The organism is Pseudomonas baltica, assembly GCF_031880315.1.
Taxonomy (GTDB): Bacteria; Pseudomonadota; Gammaproteobacteria; order Pseudomonadales; family Pseudomonadaceae; genus Aquipseudomonas.
This window is the reverse complement of sequence record NZ_CP134771.1, coordinates 3042640-3069187: the sequence shown is the minus strand read 5'-3', so window position 1 is coordinate 3069187 and position 26548 is coordinate 3042640. Positions and strand designations below refer to the sequence as shown.

The window sequence follows — 26548 nt, the reverse complement described above, 5'->3', positions numbered from 1 at the left end:
CCAAGCGCGAATGTAACGAAAATGTATCACTCCCCGGCTTATTGCCATCACCAGGCTATGCTGGCGGCGCGTTCTGTGTGTAATCTGCATTGGCTACCCGGTGCATCGGTTCCCCTGAGCCAGTCAGCTCATGGACAAAGACAACGCAGGGCGCGGGCCCGTTGATAGGATGTTGAGCATGGGGCGTTTGCATCGAGCCTGTTGTTCGCTGGGGTTAGGGTTATGTGCACTGGGATTGCTGCTGCAGAGCCCTGCATTGGTGGCGCAGACACTACGATTGGTTGCCGATGCCTGGCCACCGTTCACTGATGCGACCATGGTCAATGGCGGCCTGGCTACTGACCTGGTGACCCGCGCGCTGGTGCGGGCTGGCTACGCCACGCAATTTGAACAGGTGCCTTGGGCGCGAGCCCTGCAAGGGGTTGGCGAAGGGCGCTATGACGTCGTGATCAACGCTTGGTTCAGCGACGATCGCACCCACCTCGGCCAATTCTCCGCGCCCTATCTGACCAATCGCATCCGCTTGCTCCAGCAGAAGGGCGACAACCTCACCTTCAACGGTAATCTCGAGTCGCTGCATGGTCAGTCCGTGGCGGTGGTTCGTGATTATGCCTACTCAGCCGGATTCGACGCCGACAGCCAGATCACCAAGGTGCCGGTCCACAATTTTTCGATGGCCGTGCGCATGGTCGCTGCCGGTCGCGTCAACCTCACCCTCGAAGACGAGTACGTGGCGCGCTACTACCTGCAGCAGGAGTCGCCGAAAGTGCGCGGTGCGGTGGAGTTTTTCGGTCCGCCACTGGCAGAGAATACCCTGCACATCATGGTCAGCTTGAAGAACCCTGAACACGATCAGATCATCGCCGGGTTCGACTCGGCCATCGCCTCGATGAAGGCCGATGGCAGCTATGCCCGGTTGATGCACGAATACGGCATGTAGCGGTGCGGATCAGGCCGCCTTTTCGTTTTCCTTGATGAGATGCGCCGCCATGGTCCGCAACGGTCCGAGTTGACGGCAGATCATTGCCAGCTGGCTTTGCACCAGACGCTGGCCTTCGTCGATTTCTTCGGGCATCTGCTCAAGCTCATTGGCCAGCGCCTCTTCGGCATCGCTGTGCACTGCCACTGCGGTCTTGTTGATCAGGCTGTTGGCGATTTCCTCGATGCTGCGAGACAGTGTTTCCCCTGCGCCCTCGATCAAGTGCACGCGCACCGGCTCCGGCAGCTCGGTGCCGCGATGGGCGCCCAGGCCCGACAGATAGCTGAGCAAGGTGTGGGACAGCACCAGGAAGCGAAAGCCCACGTCGGCTTCTTTGCGAAAGTGCCCAGGCTCCATCAGCATGTTGGCCAAGGTGGTGGAAAGTGCGGCATCGGCGTTGTGCGCGTTGCGCCGGGCCAGGCGGTAGGCGAGGTCGTCGCGCTTGCCCTGCGCATATTGCTGCATGATCTGGCGCAGGTAGATGCTGTTGCAGGTCAACGTATTGGCCAGCACCTTGTTGAGTTTGCGGCCCTGCCAGTCGGGCAGGAACAGGAACACCGCCATGCCGGCGATCAGGCTGCCGATCAGAGTATCGAACAACCGCGGCAGGAACAGCCCGTAACCATCGCCGGTCTGGTTGAAGCAGAACAGCACCATCAGCGTGATACCCGCCGTGGCCACGGTGTAGCGTGTGGTGCGATTGACGAAGAACACCAGCCCCGCAAGGATCGCGAACAGTGACTGCACCAGCGGGCTGGGGAACAGGTCGAACAGCGCCCAGCCGATGGTCAGGCCCACGGCCGTACCGACGATCCGCTGCCCCAGTTTGCGCCGCGTGGCGCCATAGCTCGGCTGGCAGACGAATACCGTGGTGAGCATGATCCAATAGCCCTGGTTGGGGTGAATCAAATGCACCATGGCGTAGCAGATGACCAGTGCCAGCGGCAGGCGCAAGGCATGGCGGAACAACAACGAGGTGGGGGTCAGGTTCTGGCGGATACGCGCCCAATAATCCTTGAGTCCCCGTGGCGAGCGGTCCAGCAGGCTGCTGTCGGTGTTGTCCGCGAGTTTGTCCGGGTTGCTGGCGTCGCTGAGCAGGCGGTCGAGGGTGGCCAGGTTGTTGGCCAGGGCCCGCAGTGAGCGCAGCAGCCCACGCCAGGAGGGGTTGTTCTGTTCGCGCAGGAAATTCAACGAGGCCTGCAAGTCGTCCAGCGCTTCGGCGAAGTTGGCGTCGTAGTTGAACGGCTGGCGCAACTGGATCGATTCCGACAGCCGCCGGCAGGCTGCCCCTTGCTGGCGCAGCAGGCGCTGGCAACGGTACAGCACGTCGCTATGGAAAAACGCATCGGTGAGGGCGTTGTACGCGTAATGCGAAGAGCTGGCGCGCTCGTGGATGTCCTGCGCCATAAAGTAGAGCTTCAGGTAGCGGCTCACTTTGGACCCCGGCCGCGTGCTGCCGACCCGGTGCAGGATGATTTCCTTGGAGGCGTTGAGCGCCGCCACTACGCGGCCGTTCTGCTTGGCCAGCTCCAGGCGACGGGCTTCGATATCGAGGCCACGGATGGGCTCGAACAGCGACGACTTGAGCTTCAGGTATTGGCCCAGTTCGCGGAACAACCGCGCCAGGCTCTGCTGCACCGGCTGGTTGGAAAACAGCGCCTGCCACAGGACCGACAGGATGCCGTACCAGCCCGCGCCCGCGACCAGCAACATGGGTTCATGCCAGAAATCCGTGACTTCGCCGCCGCGCTGGTCGACGCCGATCATGGTGTACACAGAGAGGATCAGCGTGGCGTAGGCAATGGCACCATAGCGTTCACCCAGCGAGCCGAGCATGGTCAGGGCGAACGCCGCCACTGCCAGTGCGCAGACAAACAGGATGGGGAAGGGGAACAGCAGCTCTACGGCCAGTGCGCCGACGCTGAAGCACAACAGCGTCACCACCAGGGCGGTGAGGCGGCCTTGCCAGTTGTCGTCGGTTTCAGCCAAGGCGCTGGCGATAATTCCCAGGAACAACGGAATCAGCAGGCGCATCTCGTTCTGCCACCAGCACAGCGCCATGCTGCCGGTCAGGGCGATGAACACCCGCACGCTGTAGCTGAACTTGTCGAGCGCCCATACACGGCGCAGGGTCTGGCGAAAAGAGGTCGATGCCATGGGTTGGGGCAAACCAGTGGGGCAGAGGTGGGTATCTTAATGGAGGGGCGTGGGTGCTGATACAGGCGGGGTGTTGAAATCTGTGGGGTGCATTCAATTAGCGCCAGGCTTGCGGGCCCTTTCGCGGGCAAGCCGTGCTCTCGCAGGTTTACAGCTTGGGAGCTGTGTCCACTGTGGGAGTAAGGCTTGCCCGCGAAGGGGCCCGAGAGCGCACCTTCAAACGTACTGCGCAGCCGCATACCCCGAGGCCCAGGCCCATTGGAAGTTGAAGCCGCCCAGGTGCCCGGTCACATCCAGCACTTCGCCGATAAAATACAGCCCGGGGCTTTTCAGCGATTCCAGGGTCTTGGACGACACTTCGCGGGTATCGACCCCGCCCAGCGTCACCTCGGCGGTGCGATACCCTTCAGTACCCGCCGGCACCAGGCGCCAGTTGCTCAATTGCTCGGCAATTTCAGTCAACTGCGCCGGGGTGTACTGCTTCATCGGCCGTGACTCGAACCATAGATCGGCCAGCAGGGTGGCCATCTTTTTGGTGAAGACCTCGCCCAGCAGTGTCTTGAGCTCGCTGTTGGGGCGCTCGGCCTGCTGTTGGGTCAGCCAGTCCAGAGCATCGATATCCGGCAGCAGGTTGAGCTCGATGCTGTCACCGGGCTCCCAGAACGACGAGATCTGCAGGATCGCCGGGCCGCTGAGGCCGCGGTGAGTGAACAGCAGGTTTTCCCGGAAGCTCTGGTCGTTGCAGCTCGCGATACAGTCCACTGACGTACCTGACAGCTCGGTACACAGCGCTTTCAACTGATCGGTGATGGTGAACGGCACCAGCCCGGCACGGGTCGGCAGCACGCTGTGGCCGAATTGCCGAGCAATCTGAAAGCCGAAACCGGTAGCGCCGAGGGTCGGAATCGACAGGCCGCCGGTGGCGATCACCAGCGACTGGCAAGCGAGCTCGCCGGCTCTGGTAGTGAGTTGGTAGCCGCTGGCGGTTTTCTCGATCGCCTGGACGCTGGTATCGAGGCGCAGATCCACTTTGGCGTCGCTGCACTCGTTCAGAAGCATCTCGAGGATATCGCTGGACTTGTTATCGCAGAACAGCTGGCCGAGTTTTTTCTCGTGATAGGGCACACCGTGCTTGGCCACCAGGGCGATGAAGTCCCATTGGGTATAGCGTGCCAGAGCCGACTTGCAGAAATGCGGGTTCTGCGAAAGGAAATTGCCTGGCTCGGTGTACAGGTTGGTGAAATTGCAGCGGCCACCCCCCGACATGAGGATTTTCTTGCCGGCTTTGTTGGCGTGGTCGAGCAATATCACCTGGCGGCCGCGCTGAGCGGCGCTGAGGGCACACATCAGGCCAGCGGCGCCAGCGCCAATGATGATGACTTCGGTAGAGCGCACTGCGGGGTTCTCCCGGAAAACGAAAATCACCGTAGCGAGGGGGCCTGTCCCCGACAATAGCTCAGACATCGGGTGTGCCAGACACGCCGAGTCAAGGGCAAGCCCCTCGCTACAAAGGTTTAAAGAATCCGCACTTTCAGCGAGCGACCCTTGATCTTGCCGCTATTGAGGCGCTGAACCGCCTCTTTGGCGACATCACGCTCTACCGCCACATAAGCCTGGAAGTCGAAAATCGCGATCTTGCCCACTTGAGTGCCGGCGATGCCCGCGTCACCGGTCAAGGCGCCAAGGATATCCCCGGGGCGTACTTTGTCTTTGCGCCCGGCGCCGATCAGCAGGGTCGACATGGGTGGCAGCAGCGGCGCGCCGCCTTTGGACACCAGCTCGCTCAGCGGCGCCCAGTTGAGCGGCGATTTCTGCAGTTGCTCGATCGCCTGCGCGCGATGCGCTTCGCCCGGTGCTACCAGGCTGATAGCTACGCCGCTCTCGCCAGCACGACCGGTACGGCCGACGCGGTGAATGTGGATTTCCGAATCACGCGCCAACTCGACGTTGAGCACCATGTCCAGCGCATCGATATCCAGGCCGCGCGCGGCGACATCGGTGGCCACCAGCACCGAGGTGCTGCGGTTGGCGAACATCGCCAGCACCTGGTCGCGGTCGCGCTGCTCGAGATCGCCATGCAAGGCCACGGCGCTGAAGCCCTTGGCGACCAGATGGTCGACCGTCTCCTGGCACTGCTGCTTGGTAAAGCAGAACGCCACGCAGGACTGCGGGCGGAAGTGGCCCAGCACCTTGGTCACGGCGCTCATGCGCTCGTCCGGAGAGATCTCGTAGAAGCGTTGCTCGATCTGGCTGTCGGCATGCAGCGATTCAGCCTTGACCTGCTGCGGATCGCGCATGAACTTCGACGACAGCTGCTTGATGCCGACCGGGTAGGTGGCCGAGAACAGCAAGGTCTGCCGGCGCGCCGGGGTCTGCTCGATGATGTCGGCGATAGAGTCGTAAAAGCCCATGTCGAGCATACGGTCGGCTTCGTCCAACACCAGCGTGTTGAGGCCGTCGAGCACCAGCGAACCCTTGCGCAGGTGCTGCTGGATGCGCCCGGGGGTGCCGACGATGATGTGCGCGCCGTGCTCCAGGGAGGCGATCTGCGGGCCGAAGGACACGCCGCCGGACAGGGTCAGCACCTTGATATTGTCTTCGGAGCGCGCCAGGCGGCGGATTTCCTTGGCCACCTGGTCGGCCAGCTCGCGGGTGGGGCATATGACCAGTGCCTGGCAACCAAAGTAGCGCGGATTGATCGGGTTGAGCAGGCCGATCCCGAACGCGGCGGTCTTGCCGCTGCCGGTCTTGGCCTGGGCGATCAGGTCCAGGCCCTTGACGATCACCGGCAAGCTTTGCGCCTGGATTGGCGTCATCTGGGCATAACCGAGTGATTCGAGGTTAGCCAGCATGCCGGCAGACAGCGGCAAAGTATTGAAAGCGGTGTTGGTCACGGGACGGCCCTGCAAAAAAAGCAAAATGTCGCGCAGTGTAACAGCCCGTGACGCATGACCCTATGCTTCGATTTCGGCTTCCTGACGGGGCGTACCGCTGCTGGGCTTGTTCGACAGCTGGGCAAAGATCGCCGCCGCCAGCATGGTCATGATGCCGATGGTGAGGAAAGTCATCTGAAACGCGTCCACCGTGGTGGTGCCGTCGATACCCACCGAGGTACTGAAACCGCCGAGCAGCGCCCCGGCGCAGGCCACGCCCAGGCTCATGGCCAGTTGTGCCACTACCGACAGCAAGCTGTTGCCGCTGCTGGCGTCGGCATCATTGAGGTCGATCAGCGTCACGGTATTCATCGCCGTGAACTGCATCGAATTGACCGCCCCGAGCAGGCTCAGCTGAACCAGCAACAGTCCATAGGGTGTCGCCGGCGTAACCAGGCCCAGGCTGCACAGCAAAGCACCCAGCAGCAGAGTGTTACAGGTCAGAATGACTCGGTAGCCAAAGCGCTCGATCAGCGGCTTGGCAATCGACTTGGCGATCATCGCTGCCGCTGCCAGGGGGATCATGCTCATCCCGGCTTCCGAAGGCGAGTAGCCCATCGCTACCTGCAGCAACAACGGCACCAGGAACGGCAAGGCGCCGCCGCCCAGGCGCGCGAACAGGTTGCCGAGGATGCCGACGGCGAAACTGCGGGTACGGAATAGCGTCGGTGAAAACAGCGGGTTGTCGATGTGACCGGCGCGTAGCCAGTATGCCGCCAGGCATGCCATGCCGGCAAACAGCAGGAGCATCACCCGCAGGTGTGGCAGATGCAATTCACCCAGGCCTTCCATAGCGATAGTGATCAACACCATCGCCGCGCCGAACAGCAAAAAACCCACGCCGTCGAACGCGGTGCGGGTGCTACCGCGCAGGTCCGGGAGGATTTTCCAGATCGCCCAACAGCCGATCACGCCCACCGGCAGATTGATCAGGAAGATCCAGTGCCACGTCAGGTATTGCACCATCCAGCCGCCCAGCGTCGGGCCGATCAGCGGCCCTAGCAGGCCGGGCACGGTGATGAAACTGAGAATGCGCACCAGCTCCGAGCGCGGATAGGTGCGCAACACCACCAGTCGCCCTACCGGTAGCATCAGTGCACCACCCAGGCCCTGCAGAATGCGCGAGATCACCAGCATGTTCAGCGTGTGCGAGAGTGCGCAGGCCAGCGAGCCCAGGCTGAACAGGAAGATGGCGCTGAAAAACACCTTTTTGGTGCCGAAACGATCGGCAATCCACCCTGAGCCCGGGATCAGCAAGGCCACAGTGAGCATGTAGGCGATCACCACCGACTGCATGCGCAGCGGGTTTTCTGCCAGATCGCGGGCCATGGCCGGCAGTGCGGTATTGAGGATGGTGCCGTCGAGCGATTGCATGAAGAACGCGATGGCCACCACCCAGGGCAGCCAGCGAGCGGTGACGGGGTCAAGCGGTGGTCGTGTGGGCATTGTTAGCTCTTATTGGTTGGAGTCCGCGGCGCTTCCTTCGCGGGCAAGCCTTGCGCCCACAACTGCACACTGAGCTCTTTGTGGGAGCAAGGCTTGCCCGCGAAGCTTTTGAAACCGCTACAAGGTCAAGGTAATGCCTTTTATCAACGCCCCGGGCAAATGACTCGAAGACGTTCGTCGTTCACTGTAAGTACTGGTGGAAAGAATCATCTCGCGCTCTACCGTCAGGGCTTCCAGCTGCTCGCCGAACAGGCTGTAGAGGCTGTCATCGAAACGCATGGTGCTCACCGGGGCCTGGATGCGCCCGTCCTCGACCCAGAAGGTCGCGAATCGGGTCAGCCCGGTCATGCGCGCGGCGGGCAGATCCGAGTAGTTGAGGTACCACAGATTACTGATGTATAGCCCGGTGCCCAGGCGTTGCAGGATGTCCTGCTCGCGCAGCTCGCCGGCCGCCATCTCCAGCGCGCTCGGGTATTCACCGCCGCCCGCGCCGTTACAGTGCAGGGCATATTCGCTGGCGCTGCGCGAATCGATCAAGCGCTCGCCGGCGCGGCCCTGGCGGATCAGCACGAGGTCGTCGCGGGGGTAGCCTTCTTCGGAAAAGCTCGGGCTCAGCGAGCCGCTGACCTGTTCGCTGAGCGTGACCAGCGGGCTCAGATGCTGATCGCCTTCGTAGAGGCGCTGCAACGGGCTGTTCTTGCTGGCGATGGCCTGGGCGGAAAAACCACCCCAGCTGAGCATTCCGACCAGTTCGTCCATGGCGGCTGGCGCCACATAGGCGCGGTAGCGACCGGGTTGCAGGGTCTTGAGGGGCTGGGTCAGATGTTGCAATTGCTGGCGTGCGGCCTGCAGGCGCGTTTCGAACGCCCCTTGCTGCCAGCGCTGGCCGGCGTAGTTGGCCTTGACCGCCTCGCCGTTGGCATGGAACAGGCTCCAGTCCAGATTGAAACTATTGGCCTGATGCCAGCCGACCGCACCGTGGGAGTTGGCGAAGCCGCGGCTGATCGGGCCAGCGGCATAGATGCCCACCAGGTCGAGGCTGCCCGCCGCCGCGCAGATTTGCCGCACCACTGCATCGGGATCGGGCAACGGCTGTTCGAGCACCACATGGCTCTGCCAATCGCTGCTGTTGAGTTGCAGATAGGGGTCGGCCGGCAACAGCGGCAATGTCGACCGCAATGAACGCAGGGCGTCGGCCAGACGCTGACGATCGACCCCCAGATGCCCACTCAAGGCCAGGTGCATCGTGGCCTGGCGGCCGTTATCGATCAGTTTGAGATCGACCTGGATCTGCGTCACGTGCCCCGCCTGGCGCACTTTGGCATGGTTGAAACGGATAAAGTCCGAGGCCTCGGCGTTGTAGCCGAAGGTGAACTGCGCCGGGGCGTCGATCGACTCGCTGAGCCAGTGCACCAGCGCCTGGAAATGGGCGAAGGATTCGTTATGCATCAGGCATCGCCTCCAAAGACGTCGATCTGGCTGAACACGCAGGCCGGCGAGGCATGACCGACGTTGACCACCTGATTGGGCTCGCCTTTACCGCAGTTGGGAGTACCCAGGACCTCGAAGGTGCTCAGGTCGCCCACTGCGCTGAGGTTGCGCCAGAATTGCGCGGAAATACCGCGGTAATTGGGGTTCTTGACCACGCCTTTGAGCTCGCCGTTTTCGATCAACTGGCCCCATTCGCAGCCGAACTGGAATTTGTTGCGGGCGTCGTCGATCGACCAGGAACGGTTGGTGGCCATCAGGATGCCGTGCTCGATGTTGCCGATCAGGCGCTCCAGCGGCTGATCGCCGGGCTCGATATTGAGGTTGGCCATGCGGTCGATCGGCGCGCGGTTCCAGCTGCAGGCGCGGCTGTTGGCGACGCCCGCCATGCCGGTGCGGTGCTGCGACAGCGCGCCGCCCAGCGGGCGCAAAAGCACGCCATCTCGAATCAGGAATTGCTTGCTGGCCGGGCTGCCGTCATCGTCGAACGCGTAGCTGGCCAGTTGCTCGGGGATCTCGGGGTCGAAGGTGACGTTGAGCAGCGGCGAGCCGTATTGCAGGTGGCCGAAGTCTTCGGCCTTGATGAAGCTGGTGCCGGCGTAGTTGCGCTCGTCGCCCAGAATGCGATCGAGTTCCAGCGGATGGCCGATCGACTCGTGAATCTGCAGAGTCATCTGATCCGGCAGCAACAGCAGGTCGCGCGGGCCTTCGGGGGTATTGGGCGCTCCCAGCAGTTGCAAGGCCTGGTCGGCAACCCGTACCGCAGCGCCTTGCAGGCCGCAGCGGTGGATGACGTCGGTGCCGCCCTGCTGGCCGAAGTTCTCTCGGCCGAGGCTGCGTGACTGGGTGTCCCGGCCATCGTGGGCGGTGACGCTGATGCCCGGGTAGACGAACCGCCAGGCCTGGCGGATCTCGGCGCCAGCGCTGTTGAGGTAGATCTGCTCGACATCGCTGACCCCCAGGCTGGTCTGCCAGCTCACCAGCTTGCTATTCACGGGCACGGCGGCGGACTCGGCGGCGAGCAGGGCGTAGCAATCGCTCAGGGACGCGAAAGGTTGTTCGATACCCGGTGAGGTGTAGTCGAAACGCCCTTGCGCGACGGCTTGAGTACTCAGGTCGAGCAAGGCGTGGGGTTTGATCGCGCGCGCCTGGTGCTCGGCGCGGCTGAGGGCCTGCTGCAGGCCCTGCAAGGACAGATCCGGAGTGGCCGCGTAGGCCTCGACACCGTTGACACGCACGGTCAGCATCACCCCTTCATCGAGGCTCAGGCTGGGCGGTTCGGCGATGTTCTTGCGCACCGACAGGTACTGGCGCGATTGACGCACGTAACGCAGCGAAAAGAACTCCGCGCCCGTGCTCAGGGCGGCGAAGCGCTGCCTGAGTGACGCGGTGAAGTCGAACATGCTTGGCTCCTTTGGCGGATTGCCGATCCTTGTAGCGAGGGGCTCGCCCCCGAAAAATCGAACAAGCGATATCTATGCATCTGACACGCCTCATCGGCGCCGGACGCGCACCCTTTCGCTACAGGTCTTTCCACAGCGAATCAAAATCATCTTCCGGCGCCACGCCGCCCGCTGCTCCAGGCGCTTTGCCTGGATCGGCCGGCTGCTCGAGCGCGCGGTATTCGAACTGGTTGAAACTGCCGGTGCTGGCCACGCGTTTGCCAAGACCGGCGCGGCTTTCGTCGCCGTTGGTATTGATCACCACCTTGTTGCCTTCCTGAAAGGGCAGGCGCGGTGCCAGCAAGGTGGCCGGGATATCGATGGCGCGGATTTCCGGCAGCAGCAATCCGCGCAGATACTGGCTGTTGGGCTCGTTGGTGCGCACCAGTTGCAGGCCGCACGGCTGGGCATTGGGGGCGACGAGTTCGATGCCCATCTGCGTGCCGCCGCTGCGCACCTGGCGCACCCAGCGCACCACGGCGATACTCCAGCCCTGGGAGGGCGCGTCCTGAATGCCGACCATCTCGCCGGCCTGCAATTGCGCCGGTACGTCCTTGAGCCAGGCCAGGCAATAGCCGCCCGGGCTGTGGTTGACGATCTGCAGCACGTAGGTCGGATAATCCTCGGTGGTGCTGGCACTGTTGACGCTCTCGCCGGCAGCGCCTGGCTGGCTGTACTGGATCTCTTCGAAGCCCGAGTTCATCTTTTCGGCATCGAATGCGTGGCCCCAGGTATCCGGCGTCGTCACCGCACCGAACTCCGCCGCGCGACCGGCCGGGCGGCGCAGGATGTCGCTGAACGAGCGCTCGCCGCCCAAGTGGTAATGCAGCGAGCTCATGCCGACGCACAGGGTCAAGGTGCCTTGGCCAGGGGTGCGCTGAAACGTGCGCTCGGCGACGTCGCCCCAGGCTGCAGCCACCAGTTGCAACAAATCGCTGCTGATACCGTTGGGCATCATCAGCCTGGATTGACCCCGTTGTTCAACGGGCAGCTCCAGGTAGGTCTTGATCGCTTCGGCCAGAGGTTGCGGGTCCAGACCGGGCAGATTGACCACTTGTTCATCGGTGAACAGGGTCTTGTAGCGGGGTGGTCCGTCGACGCCGGGCGCGATGGCGAACAGGCTCGAAGGCTCGCTGGCGGGCTGGATCTTGACCAGTGCGCTCCAGGCCTCCAAGGCCTCGGCCAGCTTGGAAATGGCGCTCTGGCGCATCTGGTTGCAACGCGAACTGCCCAGCAGCAAGGCGCAGGCGTAGGTCTGCTCGGGGGTCATGCTGCGTGTGGCCAGCGCCAGTTCGTCCACCACCAAGGTGTTTTGCACCTTGTGTTCGCGGGCTATCTGGTACAGCTGGTGCAGTTCGAGCCAAAGGCCTTCAGGGACGGGACAATACAGGAGGCTGGCGCGAACCAGCGGGCCGTTGAGGCAATGCAGTGCTCGCTGGATTGCCATGGCGAGGAGTTGCAGGCGATCCTTGCCGAGTTTGGGCACGATATCGACGATGATCTGCTTGTAGCCGATGGCCAGCTGGTTTTGCAGGGCCTGGCACAGATTGGCGACCTTGCGCGCACGTTCGTCGAGGACGATCGCCTGATTGAGGAAGTGCCGCTCCAGGTGCTTGCAGACGTAATAGACCTCGGGGCGCAGCAGTTCGAGCAGTTGCAGGCGGTTCTCGCTGGGGGTGACCAGTTGGTTGAGTTCAGCCATGCCTTGATACAGCTGCCGCGCCATTTCCCCGATATTGGCTTTCGGAAGCGCGGCAATCCAGCGTTTGAGCTCGCGCGGGTTCGCCTCGCAGAAGCTCAGGCTCAACTGCGATGGCGTCGGTGCGCGCAACAACAGGTGGGGGCTGGGGCGTGACATCACTCAATTCCTGGTATTGATTGCAGCTCCACGTGCAAATAGCGGCCCGGATGAACGGGAGTCTTGCACTCGATCAACTGGCCTCTGGCACGGACTCTAGCAGCATTGCGAGTCCATCGTCGGATCACTGATGCTACAGGGCAATTCGAGGCCCGTGCGATTGTTTCGTTCCTCAAGCCCTGGCCTCGGCGCAGGACCTGTTGCGTACTCATGACCTGGCAGGCGACGCCAAGCCTTGGCCCATCCGTACCGGCGAACCGGCCGTGAGGGAATGCGCCCATTTTACCTGTTCGGGGCCAAACAGCACGATGGCGGTCGAGCCCAGCTTGAAACGGCCCAGTTCAGCGCCCTTTTCCAGATGAATGGGTGCCCGGGCGGCCTCGTCGTAGCGGACCGTCTTCAGCTCGCGCTTGGGCGGCGTGACCAGCCCGGCCCATACCGTCTCTACCGAGGCAACGATCATCGCGCCCACCAGCACCACGGCCATGGGGCCGCGTTCGGTGTCGAACAGGCAGACGACGCGCTCGTTGCGGGCAAACAGCTCGGGGACGTTTTCGGCCGTGGTCTGGTTGACCGAGAAGATCCGCCCTGGCACATAGACCATTTCGCGCAGGGTCCCGGCCAGCGGCATGTGCACGCGGTGGTAATCCTTGGGCGACAGATAAACGGTGGCGAATTCCCCGCCCATGAACGGCGCGGCATTGGCCTGATCGCCGCCCAGTAGTTCGAGCACGCTGAAGCTGTGGCCCTTGGCCTGGAAGATGCGCCCGTGTTCGATGGGGCCCAGTTGACTGATGGCGCCGTCGGCGGGGCAGAGGATGGCCTCGGGTGTCGGGTCCAGCGGGCGCGCGTCGGGCTTCAGCGCGCGGGTGAAGAAGGCGTTGAAGTTTTCATAGGCAGTCACGTCCTCGACCAGCGCTTCGGACATGTTGACCTGATAGCGCTTGGCGAACCACTGGGTGAAGGCATTCTTGAACCAGGGGGCACGGCATTCGGCGACGCAACCCGCCAGGCGCGACAGCAGATGATGGGGCAGCAAGTACTGGCTGATGATGAACAAGCGAGATTTCATGGATATTCCTTAAACTTCAACCGGGGTGTCGGGGTGGTTGCCCCATTCGCCCCATGATCCGGCATAGCCTTTGACGCGCGGGTAACCCAGGTGCTTGGCGACCAGATAGGTAAAGCCCGAGCGGTGGTGGGTCTGGCAGTGGGTGATGATTTCTTTGTCGGCAGTGATGCCCAGGCTGGTGAGCACGGTAGCGATATCCTGGCGAATGCGCAGCGAACGCTCCTTGTCCATGCCGGCGGTCCATTCATAATTGATGGCGCCGGGAATGTGCCCGGCCTTGGCCGCAAGGACCTTGGCGCCGGAGTACTCCAGCGGGCCGCGGGCATCCCAGATGGCCAGGTCGTCCGTGCCCAGGCGGCTTTGCAGGTATTCACGAGTCGCCGTGGGGGTATCGTCGAAGGTCAGTGCAACGGGGCCGCCGACGGCGGTCGGGGTCATGCTGGACAATGGCAACTGCTCTGCTTCCCAGGCCAGCATGCCACCGTTGAGATAGTGATAGTGCTTGTGGCCGATGACATCGAGCAGCCAGATGAATCGGCCGGCCCAGCCACCGCCCTCGTCGTCGTAGACCACGTAGGTGGCGTCGGCATTGTGGCCGAGCTCGCCGAACAGCGCTTCGAGCGACGCCTGAGTGGGCAGCAGGCCGGGCGCCGGCGCTTGCCCCAGCTGAGTGCGCTTGGGGTCGACGAAATGGGCGCCCGCGATGTGACCGGCCTGGTAGCGTGCGGCGCTGGACAGGTCGACCAGGATCAGGCCTGGCGCGTCCAGGCGCGCCTGCAGCTCGGAGGGCTCGATGACCAGAGGCAAGCCGGAAAAATCAGACATGCGAAATCACCACGTCGAAGGAAAGCCGCAATTGTAACGCAAGCATCATCGGCTGCGGTTGCTAAAGGTGGTCAGGGCGCGCTCGATACATTGCGCGGTTTTACCGAAGGCTTGCACGGTGATCTCGGAAAACGGCCCGCCGCCCTGATCGGCCAGCAGGATCATGACCACGCGGCCATTGCTCACCAGCGACCGAGCCAGCAGGTTGTCGCCGCGGAACAAGGTGCGCAGGCTGGCGGGCAGCTTGGACCAGTACTGGTCGTGGTTCTCCAGGGTGATACGGATCTGCCCGGCCTGGCGTGTCAGGTGTTGCAGCAGCGTGCTGTGGTCGATGTTGAGGGTCAGTTGCGCCGACGGCTCCGGCAGACCGGCGATCTGGTGTACGCGCAACTGGGTCATGCCCTTGTCGGTCATCAGCATCATGATGCGGCTCATGCCGCTCGCCACCAGGGCATCTCGCGCCCAGTTGGTCAGTTCCATGGCGTTGTTGAAGCGGCTCGGTTCCGCCAGCAGCTCGGTACAGAATTTGCTCCAGCGCTTGAGGTCATGGGCACTGGGCGCCGCTGCGGCGACCATGCCTTTATGCTCCCGGCGTTGATCCCACGGCCAGAGCAGCGCGGTGGCCGGGTGCCAGATCCCGGGGCCGGCATGATTTTGCGCACTGAGCACCGCTTGCTGGTGCACCTGTTGCTGCAGATCGCCCAAGGGCATTTGCAGGTACAGGCAGGTCAGGTACTGCCAGCGCGTGTTGTGGGGGCTGTCCCAGGCTTGCTGCGCCGACAGCGCCAGGCCGTTGGCCAGCAACACCGTATTGGCCGGGCTGATTGAGCCAGCGCCGCAGTTCCGGATCGCTGTCGAGCTCCTGCTGTTGCTGCAGCCCCAGCTCGCGATGCCGCGCGATGTGCATGACCCGCACCAGTTGCCGCCGTTCGTTCTGCAACAGGCGATAGCCCTGAATGATCCACAGCGGCAGGCGCCACAGTTCGGCCATGGCCTGGCAAAGCTCCAGCAGGCGGATGCCGAACAGCTCGAGCTCGACCTTGGCGACCGGTTCGCGCTTGTGGATAACCCGCAATTCCCACTCCTCCAGCAGCTTGGGATGGCTGATTGCCAATGGCCACAGCGGCGAGAGAAACAGCAGGCTGCCCCAGTGGATCTCTTGCCACAGGCGCGCCAGCCGTGCGGCGAACAGGCCATTGGCCTGCTGGCTGGCGTGCAGACTGATCATTTGCAACTGGCGCAGCGCCACCGGAAGGTCGTCCGCTTCAACGGCCGGCAATGACCGCAGCAGCTCGCCGGTGCGCTTGAGGCCCAGGCGATTGATGGCGATTTCCAGGCTCTCGGCGGGCTCCACCAGCTCGTTGCTGACCGCCATGTTGGCCTCGCGGATCACGCTCAGGACCAGCGCCGGGCTATCCTGCATGCGCTCGGAGATCTCGCGCAGGGAGCGGTTGCTGTCGTTGATCGCACTGCTGACCCGCTCGTGGGCGAGGCGCGCTACGGGCAGGCGAATGCTGTTGAGCAGCTTGATCCAGGCTTGTAGCGTACGGGGTGTCTGCGGTGGCATGGGCACTTCACTGGCAAGCGGGAGGGGGCAAACTGGTTTTTCATGTCGACTAACTATAGTCTGACGCACCTCTGCCGATAAGTAGGGCATCTGAACTAAATTGCTTATGCCCAGCCCCGTCCACGACTTCGTAAGTGTTTGCTAACCTATGGCTAAAATTATCGGCATCATCGTCGTAATCGCTAGTGTGCTAGGCGGTTACGTGCTGTCCCACGGTCAGATCGCAGCGTTGATCCAGCCCTTCGAGGTCCTGATCATCGGCGGCGCGGCGCTGGGCGCATTCCTGCAGTCCAACCCGGGCTACATGACCATGCACGTCTTCAAGAAAGCCCTGAAGATGTTCGGCTCACGGTTCACCCATGCCTTTTACCTGGAAATCCTCAGCCTGATCTACGAGATTCTGAACAAGAGTCGTCGTGAAGGCATGATGGCCATCGAAGCGGACATCGAAGACGCTTCGGCCAGCCCGATTTTCGCCAAGTACCCGACCATCCTCAAAGATGAGCGCATGACGGCGTTCATCTGCGATTACCTGCGCATCATGTCGTCCGGCAACATGGCACCCCACGAGCTCGAAGGTCTGTTCGACATGGAAATCCTCAGCATGAAGGAAGAGCTCGAACACCCTTCCCATGCCGTGACAGGCATTTCCGATGGCTTGCCGGGCTTCGGTATCGTCGCGGCGGTACTGGGTATCGTGGTGACCATGGCCTCGCTGGGTGACGGTGACAAAGCTGCGATCGGTGGCCACGTGGGGGCGGCACTGGTCGGTACTTTCCTCGGTATTCTGGCGGCTTATGGTTTCTTCGGCCCGCTGGCCCAGTGCCTGGCCCATGATGCCAAGGAAGAGGTCAACGTTTACGAATCGATCAAGGCTTCTCTGGTGGCTTCGGCCTCCGGGATGCCGCCGTCGCTGGCCGTGGAATTCGGTCGTAAAGTCCTGTATCCAGCCCACCGCCCCAGCTTTGCCGAGCTGGAGCAAGCGGTCCGCGGTCGCTGATCCATGGAAAATAACCAGCCCATAATCATCAAGCGCGTCAAGCGCTTCGGTGGCGGACACCACGGGGGCGCCTGGAAAATCGCCTTCGCCGACTTCGCCACGGCAATGATGGCGTTCTTCCTGGTGCTGTGGCTGTTGTCCAACGCCACGCCGGAACAGAAGATCGCCATTGCCGGTTATTTCAAGGACCCGATCGGCTTTACCGAGAGCGGCTCGCCCTATGTGATCGACCTCGGCGGTTCGCCGCAGCTGGCTCCGGACGCGACGCTCAATCCGGAGCAGGAAGTGTCGCCGGCCAAGCCCGAAACCCAGAAAAACGACACCCAGGACAACATCAGCAAGAACGACGAAGCGGTCGAGAAGCAGCGCCTCGAACTGTTGCTGCAGGAGTTGCAGACCAAGGTCGACGAGAACCCGCAACTGGCCAAGTTCAAGGACCAGATCCTGTTCGAGATCACCCAGGAAGGGTTGCGCATCCAGATCAACGACGCCGACAACCGGCCGATGTTCGACCTTGGCAGTGCGCGCCTCAAGCCATATTTCGAAGACATCCTGCTGGCCATGGCCGACACCATCAAGGCGGTGCCGAACAAGATCAGCATCAGCGGTCATACCGATGCCACCGCTTACAACAACGTCAACGGCATGGGTAACTGGGAGTTGTCGGCCAACCGTGCCAACGCCGCACGGCGCGCACTGGTAGCGGGTAGCTATCCTGACAATCAGGTGGCGCGAGTGGTAGGTTTTGCTTCGTCGTCGCTGTTCGATCGCAAGAACCCGCTAAGCCCGATCAACCGTCGTATCGACATCGTGGTGCTGACCAAGAAGGCCGAGAAGGCCATCGAAGGCGAGCAGTCGCCGGATGACGGCAAGGATGCGGCGCCTGCAACGCCGGCAGCTCCGGGCCAGCCAGGCGCCTCGATCGAGCCGGGCCCGCCCGTGCAGCCGAACCAGGTACGGCAGAAGGTCAATATCTTCGATAACGGGCCGCTGAAGGGCACTTCGCCTTAACCGGGGTGATCTTGCCAGCGCCTTCGCAGGCAGACCCCGCTTCCACAGTCTGGGAGCGGGCTCTGGCCGCGAAGGGTCGGTCCGGCCAGCACCGATCCCGATCAGTAAGAATCCTGCGGCAAACTGGCGATGATCGAGCGATAACTGTTCATTCGCTGTTGCTGCACACGACCATCGTCCAAGGCCATGAGCAGCGCACAGCCGGGTTCACGATCGTGCTTGCAGTCGCGGAAGCGGCAGGTACCGAGCAGGTCGGCGAACTCGATGAACCCTGCCTCGACATCGGCACGGCTGACATGGCCCAGGCCGAATTCGCGAATACCCGGTGAGTCGATCAGCTCGCCGCCGCCGGGGAAGTGAAACAACCGCGCCGTGGTCGTGGTATGGGTGCCCTGACCGGACAGTTCCGACAGCGGCCCGACGCGGGTCTGCACTTCCGGCAGCAGGCTGTTGACCAGCGACGACTTGCCCACCCCCGATTGCCCGACGAACACGCTGATGTGCCCATCCAGGCGGGCTTGCAGTTGCTGCATACCGTCGCCGTGGTGCGCCGACACTTCCAGCAACGGATAACCCAACTGTCGATACACCGCCAATAATGCGTTGAGCGCTGGCGCGTTCTGCTCGTCGATCAGGTCGGCCTTGTTCAGCAGCAGCAGCGGGTGAATGCCAGCGTGCTCGGCGGCCACCAGATAGCGGTCGATGAGATTGGCGTGGGGCTCGGGCATCGGCGCGAAGACGATCACGATCAGGTCGACGTTGGCCGCTACCGGTTTCAACTGGCCGCGGCTGTCGGGCCGGCACAGCTCGGTGTTGCGCGGCAGTTGCGCGACGATCACGCCGATGCCTTGGTTGCCTGCGCGCCAGACCACCTGGTCGCCGGTCACCAGCGCAGGCAGGTTGGCCCGCAAGTGGCAGCGGAATACCTGGCCGGCCAGTTCGCCTTCACGCGCCTCCACCTCGACCTGAACGCCGAAGTGCGCGATCACCAGGCCGATTTGCTCAGGTCCCAGCTCGCCGCCTTCCAGCGTCTCCAGTGTGTGTAGTTCGCGTTTGGCCGCACGCGCGGCGCGCTCACCCTGGACTTTTTCGATGCGCCAGTTCTGGCGGCGGTTTAACTGGCGTTTGGCCATGGGACTTCCACGTGAAGAGCAATTTGAGGTTGAAAACGAATCGACGCAGCGCGTCACTGCATGCATGCAGTGACAAAACCGCAGTAATGATCGAAACGGCGGCGAGTTTAGCACGCCCGGCTAGGCTAAACTGCGCAGCTACGCCGAGGAGCCTTACCCATGCAAAACCCGCAGAACCTCATCTGGATCGACCTGGAAATGACCGGCCTCGATCCCGACCACGACGTCATCATCGAAATGGCCACCATCGTCACCGACAGCGACCTGAACACCCTGGCCGAAGGCCCAGTGATCGCCATTCATCAGAGCGACGAGATCCTCGCCGGCATGGACGAGTGGAACACCCGCCAGCACGGCGGTTCGGGCCTGACCCAGCGTGTCCGCGAGAGCACCATCAGCATGGCCGAGGCCGAGGCGCAGACCATCGCCTTCCTGGAGCAGTGGGTGCCCAAGGGCAAGTCGCCGATCTGCGGCAACAGCATCTGCCAGGACCGCCGCTTCCTGTATCGCCACATGCGCGGGCTGGAAAACTACTTCCACTACCGCAACCTTGACGTCTCGACCCTCAAGGAGCTGGCCGCGCGCTGGGCGCTGGAGGTCAAGGACAGCTTCCAGAAGGGCAGCACCCACCTGGCGCTGGACGACATCCGCGAGTCGATCGCCGAGTTGCAGCACTACCGCAAGCATTTCATCAAGTTTTGATCCTTGGGGCTCTTTGGATAAGCAGTAAGCCGTTAGCCGTTAGCCGTTAGCTTAAAAAGATCGGCCCTTTGCGAGTATCGCAAGGGCCGATTTTCGCATCGATCAAGATGCCTGCGCCCGCTGCGCATGTTGCGCCAACGCCCACTCCACATGCTCGCGCACCAGCGCCGAAGGATGCTCGCGGCGCGCTTGCAGGGCTTCCAGCACGGGTATGGTCGACGGCGCGTTGCCCAATCCCACTGCAAGATTGCGCAGCCAGCGTTCATAGCCAGCGCGGCGCAGGGGCGAACCCTCGGTGCTGCTCAAAAAGTGCGCTTCGTCCCACAAAAACAACTGGGCCAGGTCGGCATTGTCGAGATTGTGCCGAGGGCTGAAGTCCGTTTCTCCGGTGGGCCGGGCAAAGCGATTCCACGGGCAGACCATCTGGCAGTCATCACAGCCGAATACCCGATTGCCGATCAGCGCGCGCAATTCCACGGGTATCGCGCTTTTCAGCTCGATGGTCAGGTACGAGATACAACGCCGCGCGTCCAGCACGTAAGGGCCGACGAACGCCGCAGTCGGGCAGACATCCAGACAGGCGGTACAACGCCCGCAATGTTCGGTGGTGTGCGGCGGGTCGATCGGCAGGGGCATGTCGACGAACAGCTCGGCGAGGAAGAAGTAGCTGCCAGCCTTGCGATTGAGTACCAGGGTGTTCTTGCCGATCCAGCCCAGCCCCGCCTGTTCGGCGATGGCTTTTTCGAGCACCGGGGCGCTGTCGACGAAGGCGCGATAGCCAAACGGCCCGATCGCTGCCTGGATGCGTTCGGCCAGTTGCTGAACGCGTTTGCGGATCAGCTTGTGGTAGTCACGGCCCAAGGCGTAGCGCGACACGTAGGCTTTGTCGGGCTGTGCCAACTGCTGGGCCATGCGCGTATCGCCGGGCAGGTAGTCCATGCGCAGCGACACCACCCGCAACGTCCCCGGCACCAACTCCTCGGGGTGCGAGCGCTTGGTGCCGTGGGCGCCCATGTAGTCCATTTCGCCATGGTAGCCGGCGTCGAGCCAGCGCTGCAGGTGGTGTTCATGCTCGCCAAGGTCCAGCCCGGCGATGCCGACCTGCTGGAAGCCCAGTTCGCGGCCCCACTCCTTGATGGAGTCGGCCAGGGCATAAAGATCGGCGGCATTGCTAGACATGCGAGGGAGGCAACCAGGGCTGAGGTGCGTATAATTCTGCCAGACATTGCTCCCGAAGGTTAAAGCATGCTGCTGCCCGACGACTCACTCCCCGACGTATCGCACCCTCCCGTGCTGCTCACCGCCCTCACCACACCTGTGTTGACGCCGCGCGAGCCCGACAGTCATAAAGGCCAGTTCGGCCGCGTGCTGGTCATCGGTGGCGATCACGGCACCGGCGGCGCCAGCCTGTTGAGCGCCGAATGCGCGCTGCGCAGCGGTGCCGGCATGGTATCGCTGGCCACTCGTCCGGAGCACGTCGCGGCGGCGCTGGTGCGCTTGCCGGAAGTCATGACCGCAGGTGTCAGTTCGGCCAACCAGTTGCTGAACATGGTCGAGCAGGCCACCGTGCTGGCCGTCGGGCCTGGGCTGGGGCAGGGCAGTTGGGGGCACAGCCTGCTGTCGATGGCGGCCTGCTCCGACAAACCGCAGGTGTGGGATGCCGACGCGCTCAATCGCTTGGCGAGCGGTGCCGTGACCTTGCCCGCCGGTGCGGTAATCACGCCGCATCCTGGCGAGGCGGCGCGTTTGCTGGATGTATCGATCAAGCAGATCCAGGCGGATCGCCCGGCGGCGGCGCATGCCTTGGCGAAAAAATACGCGGCGGTGGCGGTGCTCAAGGGCAGCGGCAGCTTGATCGCCTCGCCGGACGGACGGCTGGCGCAATGCGATCACGGTCATGGGGCGATGGCCACCGCTGGCCTGGGCGATGTCCTCACCGGCCTGATCGCGGCGTTGCTGGCACAGGGCATGGCGCCGTTCGAGGCGGCCTGCCTGGGCGTCTGGCTGCATGCCCGCGCTGGCGAGCAGCAAGGCCAGCATGGCCGCGGCCTGGCGGCCAGCGATCTGATCCCAGCCATTCGTCAGTTGCTCGAGGAGCATGCGCCGTGCCAGAAGTAACGCTGTATCTGCAGGGCGAAGAAGCGATGGAGGCCTTTGGTAAACGCCTGGCAGCGTTGACTCTAGGGGTTGGGACTATTTTTCTCGAAGGCGATCTGGGCGCTGGCAAGACTACGCTGTCGCGCGGTCTGATTCGCGGTCTGGGGCATGTGGGCGCGGTCAAGAGCCCGACCTTCACTTTGGTGGAACCCTATGAAATCGGCGCTGTGCGAGCGTTCCACTTCGACCTCTATCGGCTGGTCGACCCAGAGGAACTCGAGTTTTTGGGGATCCGCGATTATTTCGATGGCGATGCCCTGTGCCTCATCGAGTGGCCCCAGAAGGGTGCAGGCTTTTTGCCAAAGCCGGACCTGACCATTACCATAAGCCCGGCAGCGGCAGGACGCTCGCTGCATATAGCGCCGCAGACTGACCGCGGCACTGCGTGGTGTGCCGTTCTGGCACAGGAAATTACTTGATCATGATGGGGAAAGGTATGCGCATGCGCGCTTGGGTCGCGGCCGTTGGAGTATTAATGACGGTGGTGGCGGTCAATGCATTGGCCGCTTCGCAGGTCAAGAGCGTGCGGTTGTGGCGGGCCCCGGATAACACCCGGCTGGTATTCGACTTGTCGGGGCCTGTGGAGCACAGCGTCTTCACCCTGGCGGCGCCCGATCGCCTGGTCATCGACATCAATGGTGCAACGTTGGGCGGCCCGCTGAACGTACCGATGGCCAACACCCCCATCACTTCGATGCGCTCGGCGCAACGGACGCCAACCGATCTGCGGGTGGTCATCGACCTGAAAAAGGCGGTGACGCCCAAGAGCTTCGTCCTGCCCCCCAACCAGCAATACGGCAACCGCCTGGTGGTGGATCTCTATGATTCGCCTCAGGACGCCGAGCCTGCGCCGCCATCGCCACCGGTCGCCACGACGCCGGCGGTGCCGGTCTCGCCCGCCCAGCCGAGCATCAAGCTGGAGCCGGTACCCAACGGTAAACGCGATATCGTCGTGGTCATCGATGCCGGCCACGGCGGTGAAGACCCAGGCGCTTCCGGCTCGCGCGGCCAGCATGAGAAAGACATCGTGCTGGGCATCGCTCGCGAATTGCAGCGCCAGATCAATCAGGACAAGGGCTTCCGCGCCGAATTGACCCGCACCGGCGATTATTTCATTCCGTTGCGCGGCCGTACCGAGATCGCCCGCAAGAAGGGCGCCGACCTGTTCATCTCTATCCACGCCGATGCGGCGCCTTCCTCCCAGGCCTTCGGTGCCTCGGTGTTTGCCTTGTCCGATCGCGGCGCGACTTCCGAAACCGCGCGCTGGCTGGCGGACAGCGAAAACCGTTCCGACCTGATCGGCGGTGCCGGCAACGTCAGCCTCGACGACAAGGACCGCATGCTTGCGGGCGTGTTGCTCGATCTGTCGATGACCGCGTCGCTGAGCTCCAGCCTCAACGTGGGGCAAAAAGTGCTCAGCAGCGTCGGGCGCGTCACACCGTTGCACAAGGCGCGGGTCGAGCAGGCCGGGTTCATGGTGCTCAAATCTCCGGATATCCCGTCGATTCTGGTCGAGACCGGCTTTATTTCCAACGCCAACGAGGCCAGCAAGTTGCAATCGGCGCAGCATCAGCAGGCCTTGGCCCGTTCGATCCGTGCCGGCGTGCAGCAGTTCTTCCAGCAGAATCCGCCGCCGGGCACCTACATCGCCTGGCTGCGAGACAGCGGCAAGCTGGCGGCGCGCTCGGCCAGCGAGCACGTGGTGCGCGCCGGGGAAACCCTGCCGATGATCGCCGCGCGCTACGAGGTCCCGGTGGCCAGCCTGCGCGGCACCAATAATTTGAAGAGCGACGAGCTGAAAATCGGCCAGACCTTGACCATCCCCAGTGCAGCCTTGGCGTCCCAATGAATACTACCGCCCGTATCGAGCTGCTCAGCCCGCGCCTTGCCAACCAAATCGCTGCTGGCGAGGTGGTCGAGCGCCCGGCCTCGGTGATCAAGGAACTGCTGGAAAACAGCCTCGACTCAGGCGCCCGGCGTATCGATATCGACGTCGAGCAAGGTGGCGTCAAGCTGCTGCGGGTGCGTGACGATGGCGGCGGTATCTCCAGCGATGACCTGCCGCTGGCCCTGGCCCGCCACGCTACCAGCAAGATCCGCGACCTGGATGACCTGGAGCGGGTGATGAGCCTGGGCTTTCGCGGCGAGGCGCTGGCATCGATCAGTTCGGTGGCGCGCCTGACCCTGACCTCGCGCACTCAGGATGCCGAGCAGGCTTGGCAGGTGGAGACCGAAGGTCGCGACATGGCTCCGCGAGTCCAGCCCGCCGCGCACCCGGTGGGCACTTCGGTGGAAGTGCGCGACCTGTTCTTCAACACGCCCGCGCGGCGCAAGTTTCTCAAGACCGAAAAAACCGAGTTCGATCACCTGCAGGAAGTGATCAAGCGTCTGGCGCTGGCCCGCTTCGATGTCGGCTTCCATCTGCGCCACAACGGCAAGACCGTGCTCAGCCTGCATGACGCCCACGACGACACCGCCCGTGCTCGTCGCGTCGCTGCGGTGTGCGGCCCGGCGTTCCTGGAGCAGGCGCTGCCGATTGAAGTCGAACGCAACGGCTTGCACCTGTGGGGCTGGGTCGGGCTGCCGACCTTTTCCCGTAGCCAGGCTGACTTGCAGTACTTTTTCGTCAACGGCCGGGCGGTGCGCGACAAGCTGGTGGCGCATGCGGTGCGCCAGGCCTATCGCGACGTGCTGTTCAACGGTCGTCACCCAACGTTCGTGCTGTTTCTGGAGGTCGATCCGACGGCAGTCGACGTCAATGTGCACCCGACCAAGCACGAAGTGCGTTTTCGTGATGGCCGCAGCGTGCACGACTTCCTGTACGGCACCTTGCACCGCTCCTTGGCCGATGTGCGACCGGAAGATCACTTGCCAGCAGCGTCTGCCACGCCTGAGGCGGCGCGGGCGACCGGGCTCGATGCCGGTGAATTCGGTCCGCAAGGCGAGATGCGTCTGGCGGCCAATCTGCTCGAGCCTACGGCCTCGGCGCCGACCTACGGCGCGGGCCTGCAGGGTAATTACGGTGGCAGCGGTTCCGGATCCGGGTCCGGTGGCTACGGCAATCAGTACGTGCCACGGCCCTCGGCTGCTTTGCCGGTCGCGGAAGCCCAGGCGGCCTATCGCGAGTTCTTCAAACCGCTACCAGGTGCTGAAGGCGCCCCCGCACTGCCGACCAGCGATGGTGACATTCCGCCATTGGGCTACGCCCTGGCGCAACTGAAGGGCATCTATATCCTTGCCGAAAACGCGCAGGGCCTGGTGCTGGTGGACATGCACGCGGCCCACGAGCGCATCATGTACGAGCGCCTGAAAATCGCCATGGCCAGCGAAGGCCTGAGTGGCCAGCCCCTGCTGGTGCCCGAATCCATTGCGGTCAGCCAGCGCGAGGCCGATTGCGCCGAAGAGCACGCCAGCTGGTTCCAGCGCCTGGGCTTCGAGCTGCAGCGTCTGGGCCCGGAAACATTGGCCATCCGGCAGATTCCGGCGCTGCTCAAGCAGGCCGAGGCCAATCGCCTGGTGCATGACGTGCTCGCCGACCTGATGGAGTACGGCACCAGCGATCGTATCCAGGCGCATCTGAACGAGTTGCTCGGCACCATGGCCTGCCACGGCGCGATCCGCGCCAACCGGCGCCTGGCCATCCCAGAAATGAACGGCCTGCTGCGCGATATGGAAATCACCGAGCGCAGCGGCCAGTGCAACCACGGTCGACCGACCTGGACGCAGATGGGCTTGGACGACCTCGACAAGCTGTTCCTGCGGGGGCGCTGAGATGAGTGCCTTGCCACCCGCCATTTTCCTGATGGGGCCGACCGCTGCCGGCAAGACCGACCTGGCCATCGAGCTGACCAAGGTGCTGCCCTGCGAGCTGATCAGCGTCGACTCGGCGCTGGTCTATCGCGGCATGGACATCGGTACCGCCAAGCCGTCCCGCGACGTGCTCGCCCAGTACCCCCATCGGCTGATCGACATCCTCGACCCGGCGCAGAGCTACAGCGCGGCGGATTTTCGTCGCGATGCCTTGCAGGCCATGGCCGAGATCACCGCGCGGGGCAATATCCCGTTACTGGTGGGCGGCACCATGTTGTATTTCAAGGCGTTGCTCGATGGGCTCGCCGATATGCCGGCCGCCGACGCCCAGGTGCGCGAAACCCTTGAAGCAGACGCCGCACGTGACGGCTGGCAAGCGCTGCACGCGCGTCTGGCGGCCGTCGATCCGGTGTCGGCGGCACGCATTCACCCCAATGATCCCCAGCGCTTGATCCGCGCGTTGGAGGTGTTTCTGGTCAGCGGCGCGAGCATGACCGAGCATCGGCAGCGACAAATCGCGCAAAGTACTGACGCAGGCGCTTCTGGAAGCGGTCAATTGCCCTATACTGTGGCCAATCTGGCGATCGCTCCGACGGATCGGCGGGTGTTGCATGACCGAATTGCAGTTCGATTCGGGCAGATGCTTGAACAGGGATTCGTTGACGAGGTCAAAGCGCTGCACGACCGGGCCGACTTGCATGCAGGTCTGCCGTCGATTCGGGCAGTGGGTTATCGGCAAGTCTGGGATCATCTCGATGGCAAGCTGACAGCGGTAGAAATGCAGGAGCGGGGCATCATTGCCACTCGCCAATTGGCGAAGCGACAATTTACCTGGTTGCGCAGTTGGGCTGACTTAAACTGGCTGGACAGCCTGGCCTGCGACAATCTGCCGCGCACCTTGAAATACCTGGATTCGGTCTCCATATTGAGCTGAGTCCCTGCAATTGCCGTCTATCCTTGGGGGTGCG

The 26548-nt window shown here is 63.1% G+C and carries 20 protein-coding genes and 1 pseudogene; 9 read left to right on the top strand and 12 right to left on the bottom strand.

Features of this window, described 5'->3' with window-relative positions:
• Positions 1 to 178: 178 nt before the first annotated feature.
• Entirely contained in the window at positions 179 to 940 is a 762-nt protein-coding gene (locus REH34_RS13680) for an ABC transporter substrate-binding protein (protein ID WP_226505525.1), read from the top strand.
• A gap of 9 nt (positions 941 to 949) precedes the next feature.
• On the opposite strand, the gene yccS is transcribed toward REH34_RS13680, so the two are convergent.
• The 10 genes and pseudogenes from yccS to REH34_RS13630 form a co-directional block, all read right to left on the bottom strand.
• Entirely contained in the window at positions 950 to 3136 is a 2187-nt protein-coding gene (gene yccS, locus REH34_RS13675) for a YccS family putative transporter (RefSeq protein ID WP_311971907.1), read from the bottom strand.
• A gap of 216 nt (positions 3137 to 3352) precedes the next feature.
• On the bottom strand, positions 3353 to 4531 hold the full coding sequence (locus REH34_RS13670; protein ID WP_311971906.1) for an NAD(P)/FAD-dependent oxidoreductase: 1179 nt from the start codon (positions 4529 to 4531) through the stop codon (positions 3353 to 3355).
• Positions 4532 to 4650: 119 nt separating this feature from the next.
• Positions 4651 to 6030, bottom strand: coding sequence for an ATP-dependent RNA helicase DbpA (dbpA, locus tag REH34_RS13665; RefSeq protein WP_311971905.1), 1380 nt, complete (start codon positions 6028 to 6030; stop codon positions 4651 to 4653).
• Between the two features lie 60 nt (positions 6031 to 6090).
• Positions 6091 to 7515, bottom strand: a complete 1425-nt coding sequence (gene mdtD / locus REH34_RS13660) for a multidrug transporter subunit MdtD (RefSeq protein ID WP_311971904.1) — start codon at positions 7513 to 7515, stop codon at positions 6091 to 6093.
• 117 nt (positions 7516 to 7632) lie between these two features.
• Entirely contained in the window at positions 7633 to 8964 is a 1332-nt protein-coding gene (locus tag REH34_RS13655) for a TldD/PmbA family protein (protein WP_311971903.1), read from the bottom strand.
• Positions 8964 to 10406, bottom strand: coding sequence for a TldD/PmbA family protein (locus REH34_RS13650; RefSeq protein ID WP_311971902.1), 1443 nt, complete (start codon positions 10404 to 10406; stop codon positions 8964 to 8966). Before REH34_RS13650 ends, REH34_RS13655 begins: the two co-directional genes overlap by 1 nt.
• 118 nt (positions 10407 to 10524) lie before the next feature.
• Positions 10525 to 12303 carry a molecular chaperone gene (locus REH34_RS13645; RefSeq protein WP_311971901.1) on the bottom strand — a complete coding sequence of 593 codons (1779 nt, stop codon included), beginning with the start codon at positions 12301 to 12303 and terminating at the stop codon, positions 10525 to 10527.
• A gap of 208 nt (positions 12304 to 12511) precedes the next feature.
• Positions 12512 to 13381: an archaetidylserine decarboxylase gene (asd, locus tag REH34_RS13640; RefSeq protein WP_311972094.1), complete on the bottom strand. Its 870-nt coding sequence runs from the start codon at positions 13379 to 13381 to the stop codon at positions 12512 to 12514.
• Between the two features lie 3 nt (positions 13382 to 13384).
• Positions 13385 to 14200 carry a rhodanese-like domain-containing protein gene (locus tag REH34_RS13635; protein ID WP_226505533.1) on the bottom strand — a complete coding sequence of 272 codons (816 nt, stop codon included), beginning with the start codon at positions 14198 to 14200 and terminating at the stop codon, positions 13385 to 13387.
• A 45-nt stretch (positions 14201 to 14245) separates the two neighbouring features.
• Positions 14246 to 15767: pseudogene (locus tag REH34_RS13630) on the bottom strand (HDOD domain-containing protein).
• A 148-nt stretch (positions 15768 to 15915) separates the two neighbouring features.
• Here REH34_RS13630 and motA point away from each other — a divergent pair.
• Both motA and motB read left to right on the top strand, forming a co-directional pair.
• On the top strand, positions 15916 to 16767 hold the full coding sequence (motA, locus tag REH34_RS13625) for a flagellar motor stator protein MotA (RefSeq protein WP_226505535.1): 852 nt from the start codon (positions 15916 to 15918) through the stop codon (positions 16765 to 16767).
• 3 nt (positions 16768 to 16770) lie between these two features.
• Positions 16771 to 17778, top strand: coding sequence for a flagellar motor protein MotB (motB, locus tag REH34_RS13620; RefSeq protein ID WP_311971900.1), 1008 nt, complete (start codon positions 16771 to 16773; stop codon positions 17776 to 17778).
• Positions 17779 to 17879: 101 nt separating this feature from the next.
• Here motB and rsgA read toward each other — a convergent pair whose 3' ends face one another.
• Positions 17880 to 18911: a small ribosomal subunit biogenesis GTPase RsgA gene (gene rsgA / locus REH34_RS13615; protein ID WP_226505537.1), complete on the bottom strand. Its 1032-nt coding sequence runs from the start codon at positions 18909 to 18911 to the stop codon at positions 17880 to 17882.
• A gap of 159 nt (positions 18912 to 19070) precedes the next feature.
• Between rsgA and orn the strand changes: the two genes are divergently transcribed.
• A complete protein-coding gene (orn, locus tag REH34_RS13610) occupies positions 19071 to 19613 on the top strand; it encodes an oligoribonuclease (RefSeq protein WP_311971899.1) in 543 nt (180 codons plus the stop codon).
• 102 nt (positions 19614 to 19715) lie between these two features.
• Here the strand turns inward: orn and queG are convergent, their stop codons facing one another.
• Positions 19716 to 20792, bottom strand: a complete 1077-nt coding sequence (gene queG, locus REH34_RS13605; RefSeq protein WP_226505539.1) for a tRNA epoxyqueuosine(34) reductase QueG — start codon at positions 20790 to 20792, stop codon at positions 19716 to 19718.
• 66 nt (positions 20793 to 20858) lie between these two features.
• Between queG and REH34_RS13600 the strand changes: the two genes are divergently transcribed.
• Genes REH34_RS13600 through miaA form a run of 5 tightly spaced genes read left to right on the top strand, consistent with a single transcriptional unit; the run spans position 20859 to position 26514 of the window.
• Positions 20859 to 21731, top strand: coding sequence for an NAD(P)H-hydrate dehydratase (locus REH34_RS13600; protein WP_311971898.1), 873 nt, complete (start codon positions 20859 to 20861; stop codon positions 21729 to 21731).
• Positions 21719 to 22189, top strand: coding sequence for a tRNA (adenosine(37)-N6)-threonylcarbamoyltransferase complex ATPase subunit type 1 TsaE (gene tsaE, locus REH34_RS13595; RefSeq protein WP_226505541.1), 471 nt, complete (start codon positions 21719 to 21721; stop codon positions 22187 to 22189). Before REH34_RS13600 ends, tsaE begins: the two co-directional genes overlap by 13 nt.
• Before the next feature lie 5 nt (positions 22190 to 22194).
• Entirely contained in the window at positions 22195 to 23619 is a 1425-nt protein-coding gene (locus tag REH34_RS13590; RefSeq protein ID WP_226505660.1) for an N-acetylmuramoyl-L-alanine amidase, read from the top strand.
• Entirely contained in the window at positions 23616 to 25541 is a 1926-nt protein-coding gene (mutL, locus tag REH34_RS13585; RefSeq protein ID WP_311971896.1) for a DNA mismatch repair endonuclease MutL, read from the top strand. Before REH34_RS13590 ends, mutL begins: the two co-directional genes overlap by 4 nt.
• 1 nt (position 25542) lies before the next feature.
• Positions 25543 to 26514, top strand: a complete 972-nt coding sequence (miaA, locus tag REH34_RS13580; protein ID WP_311971895.1) for a tRNA (adenosine(37)-N6)-dimethylallyltransferase MiaA — start codon at positions 25543 to 25545, stop codon at positions 26512 to 26514.
• Positions 26515 to 26548 lie beyond the last annotated feature (34 nt).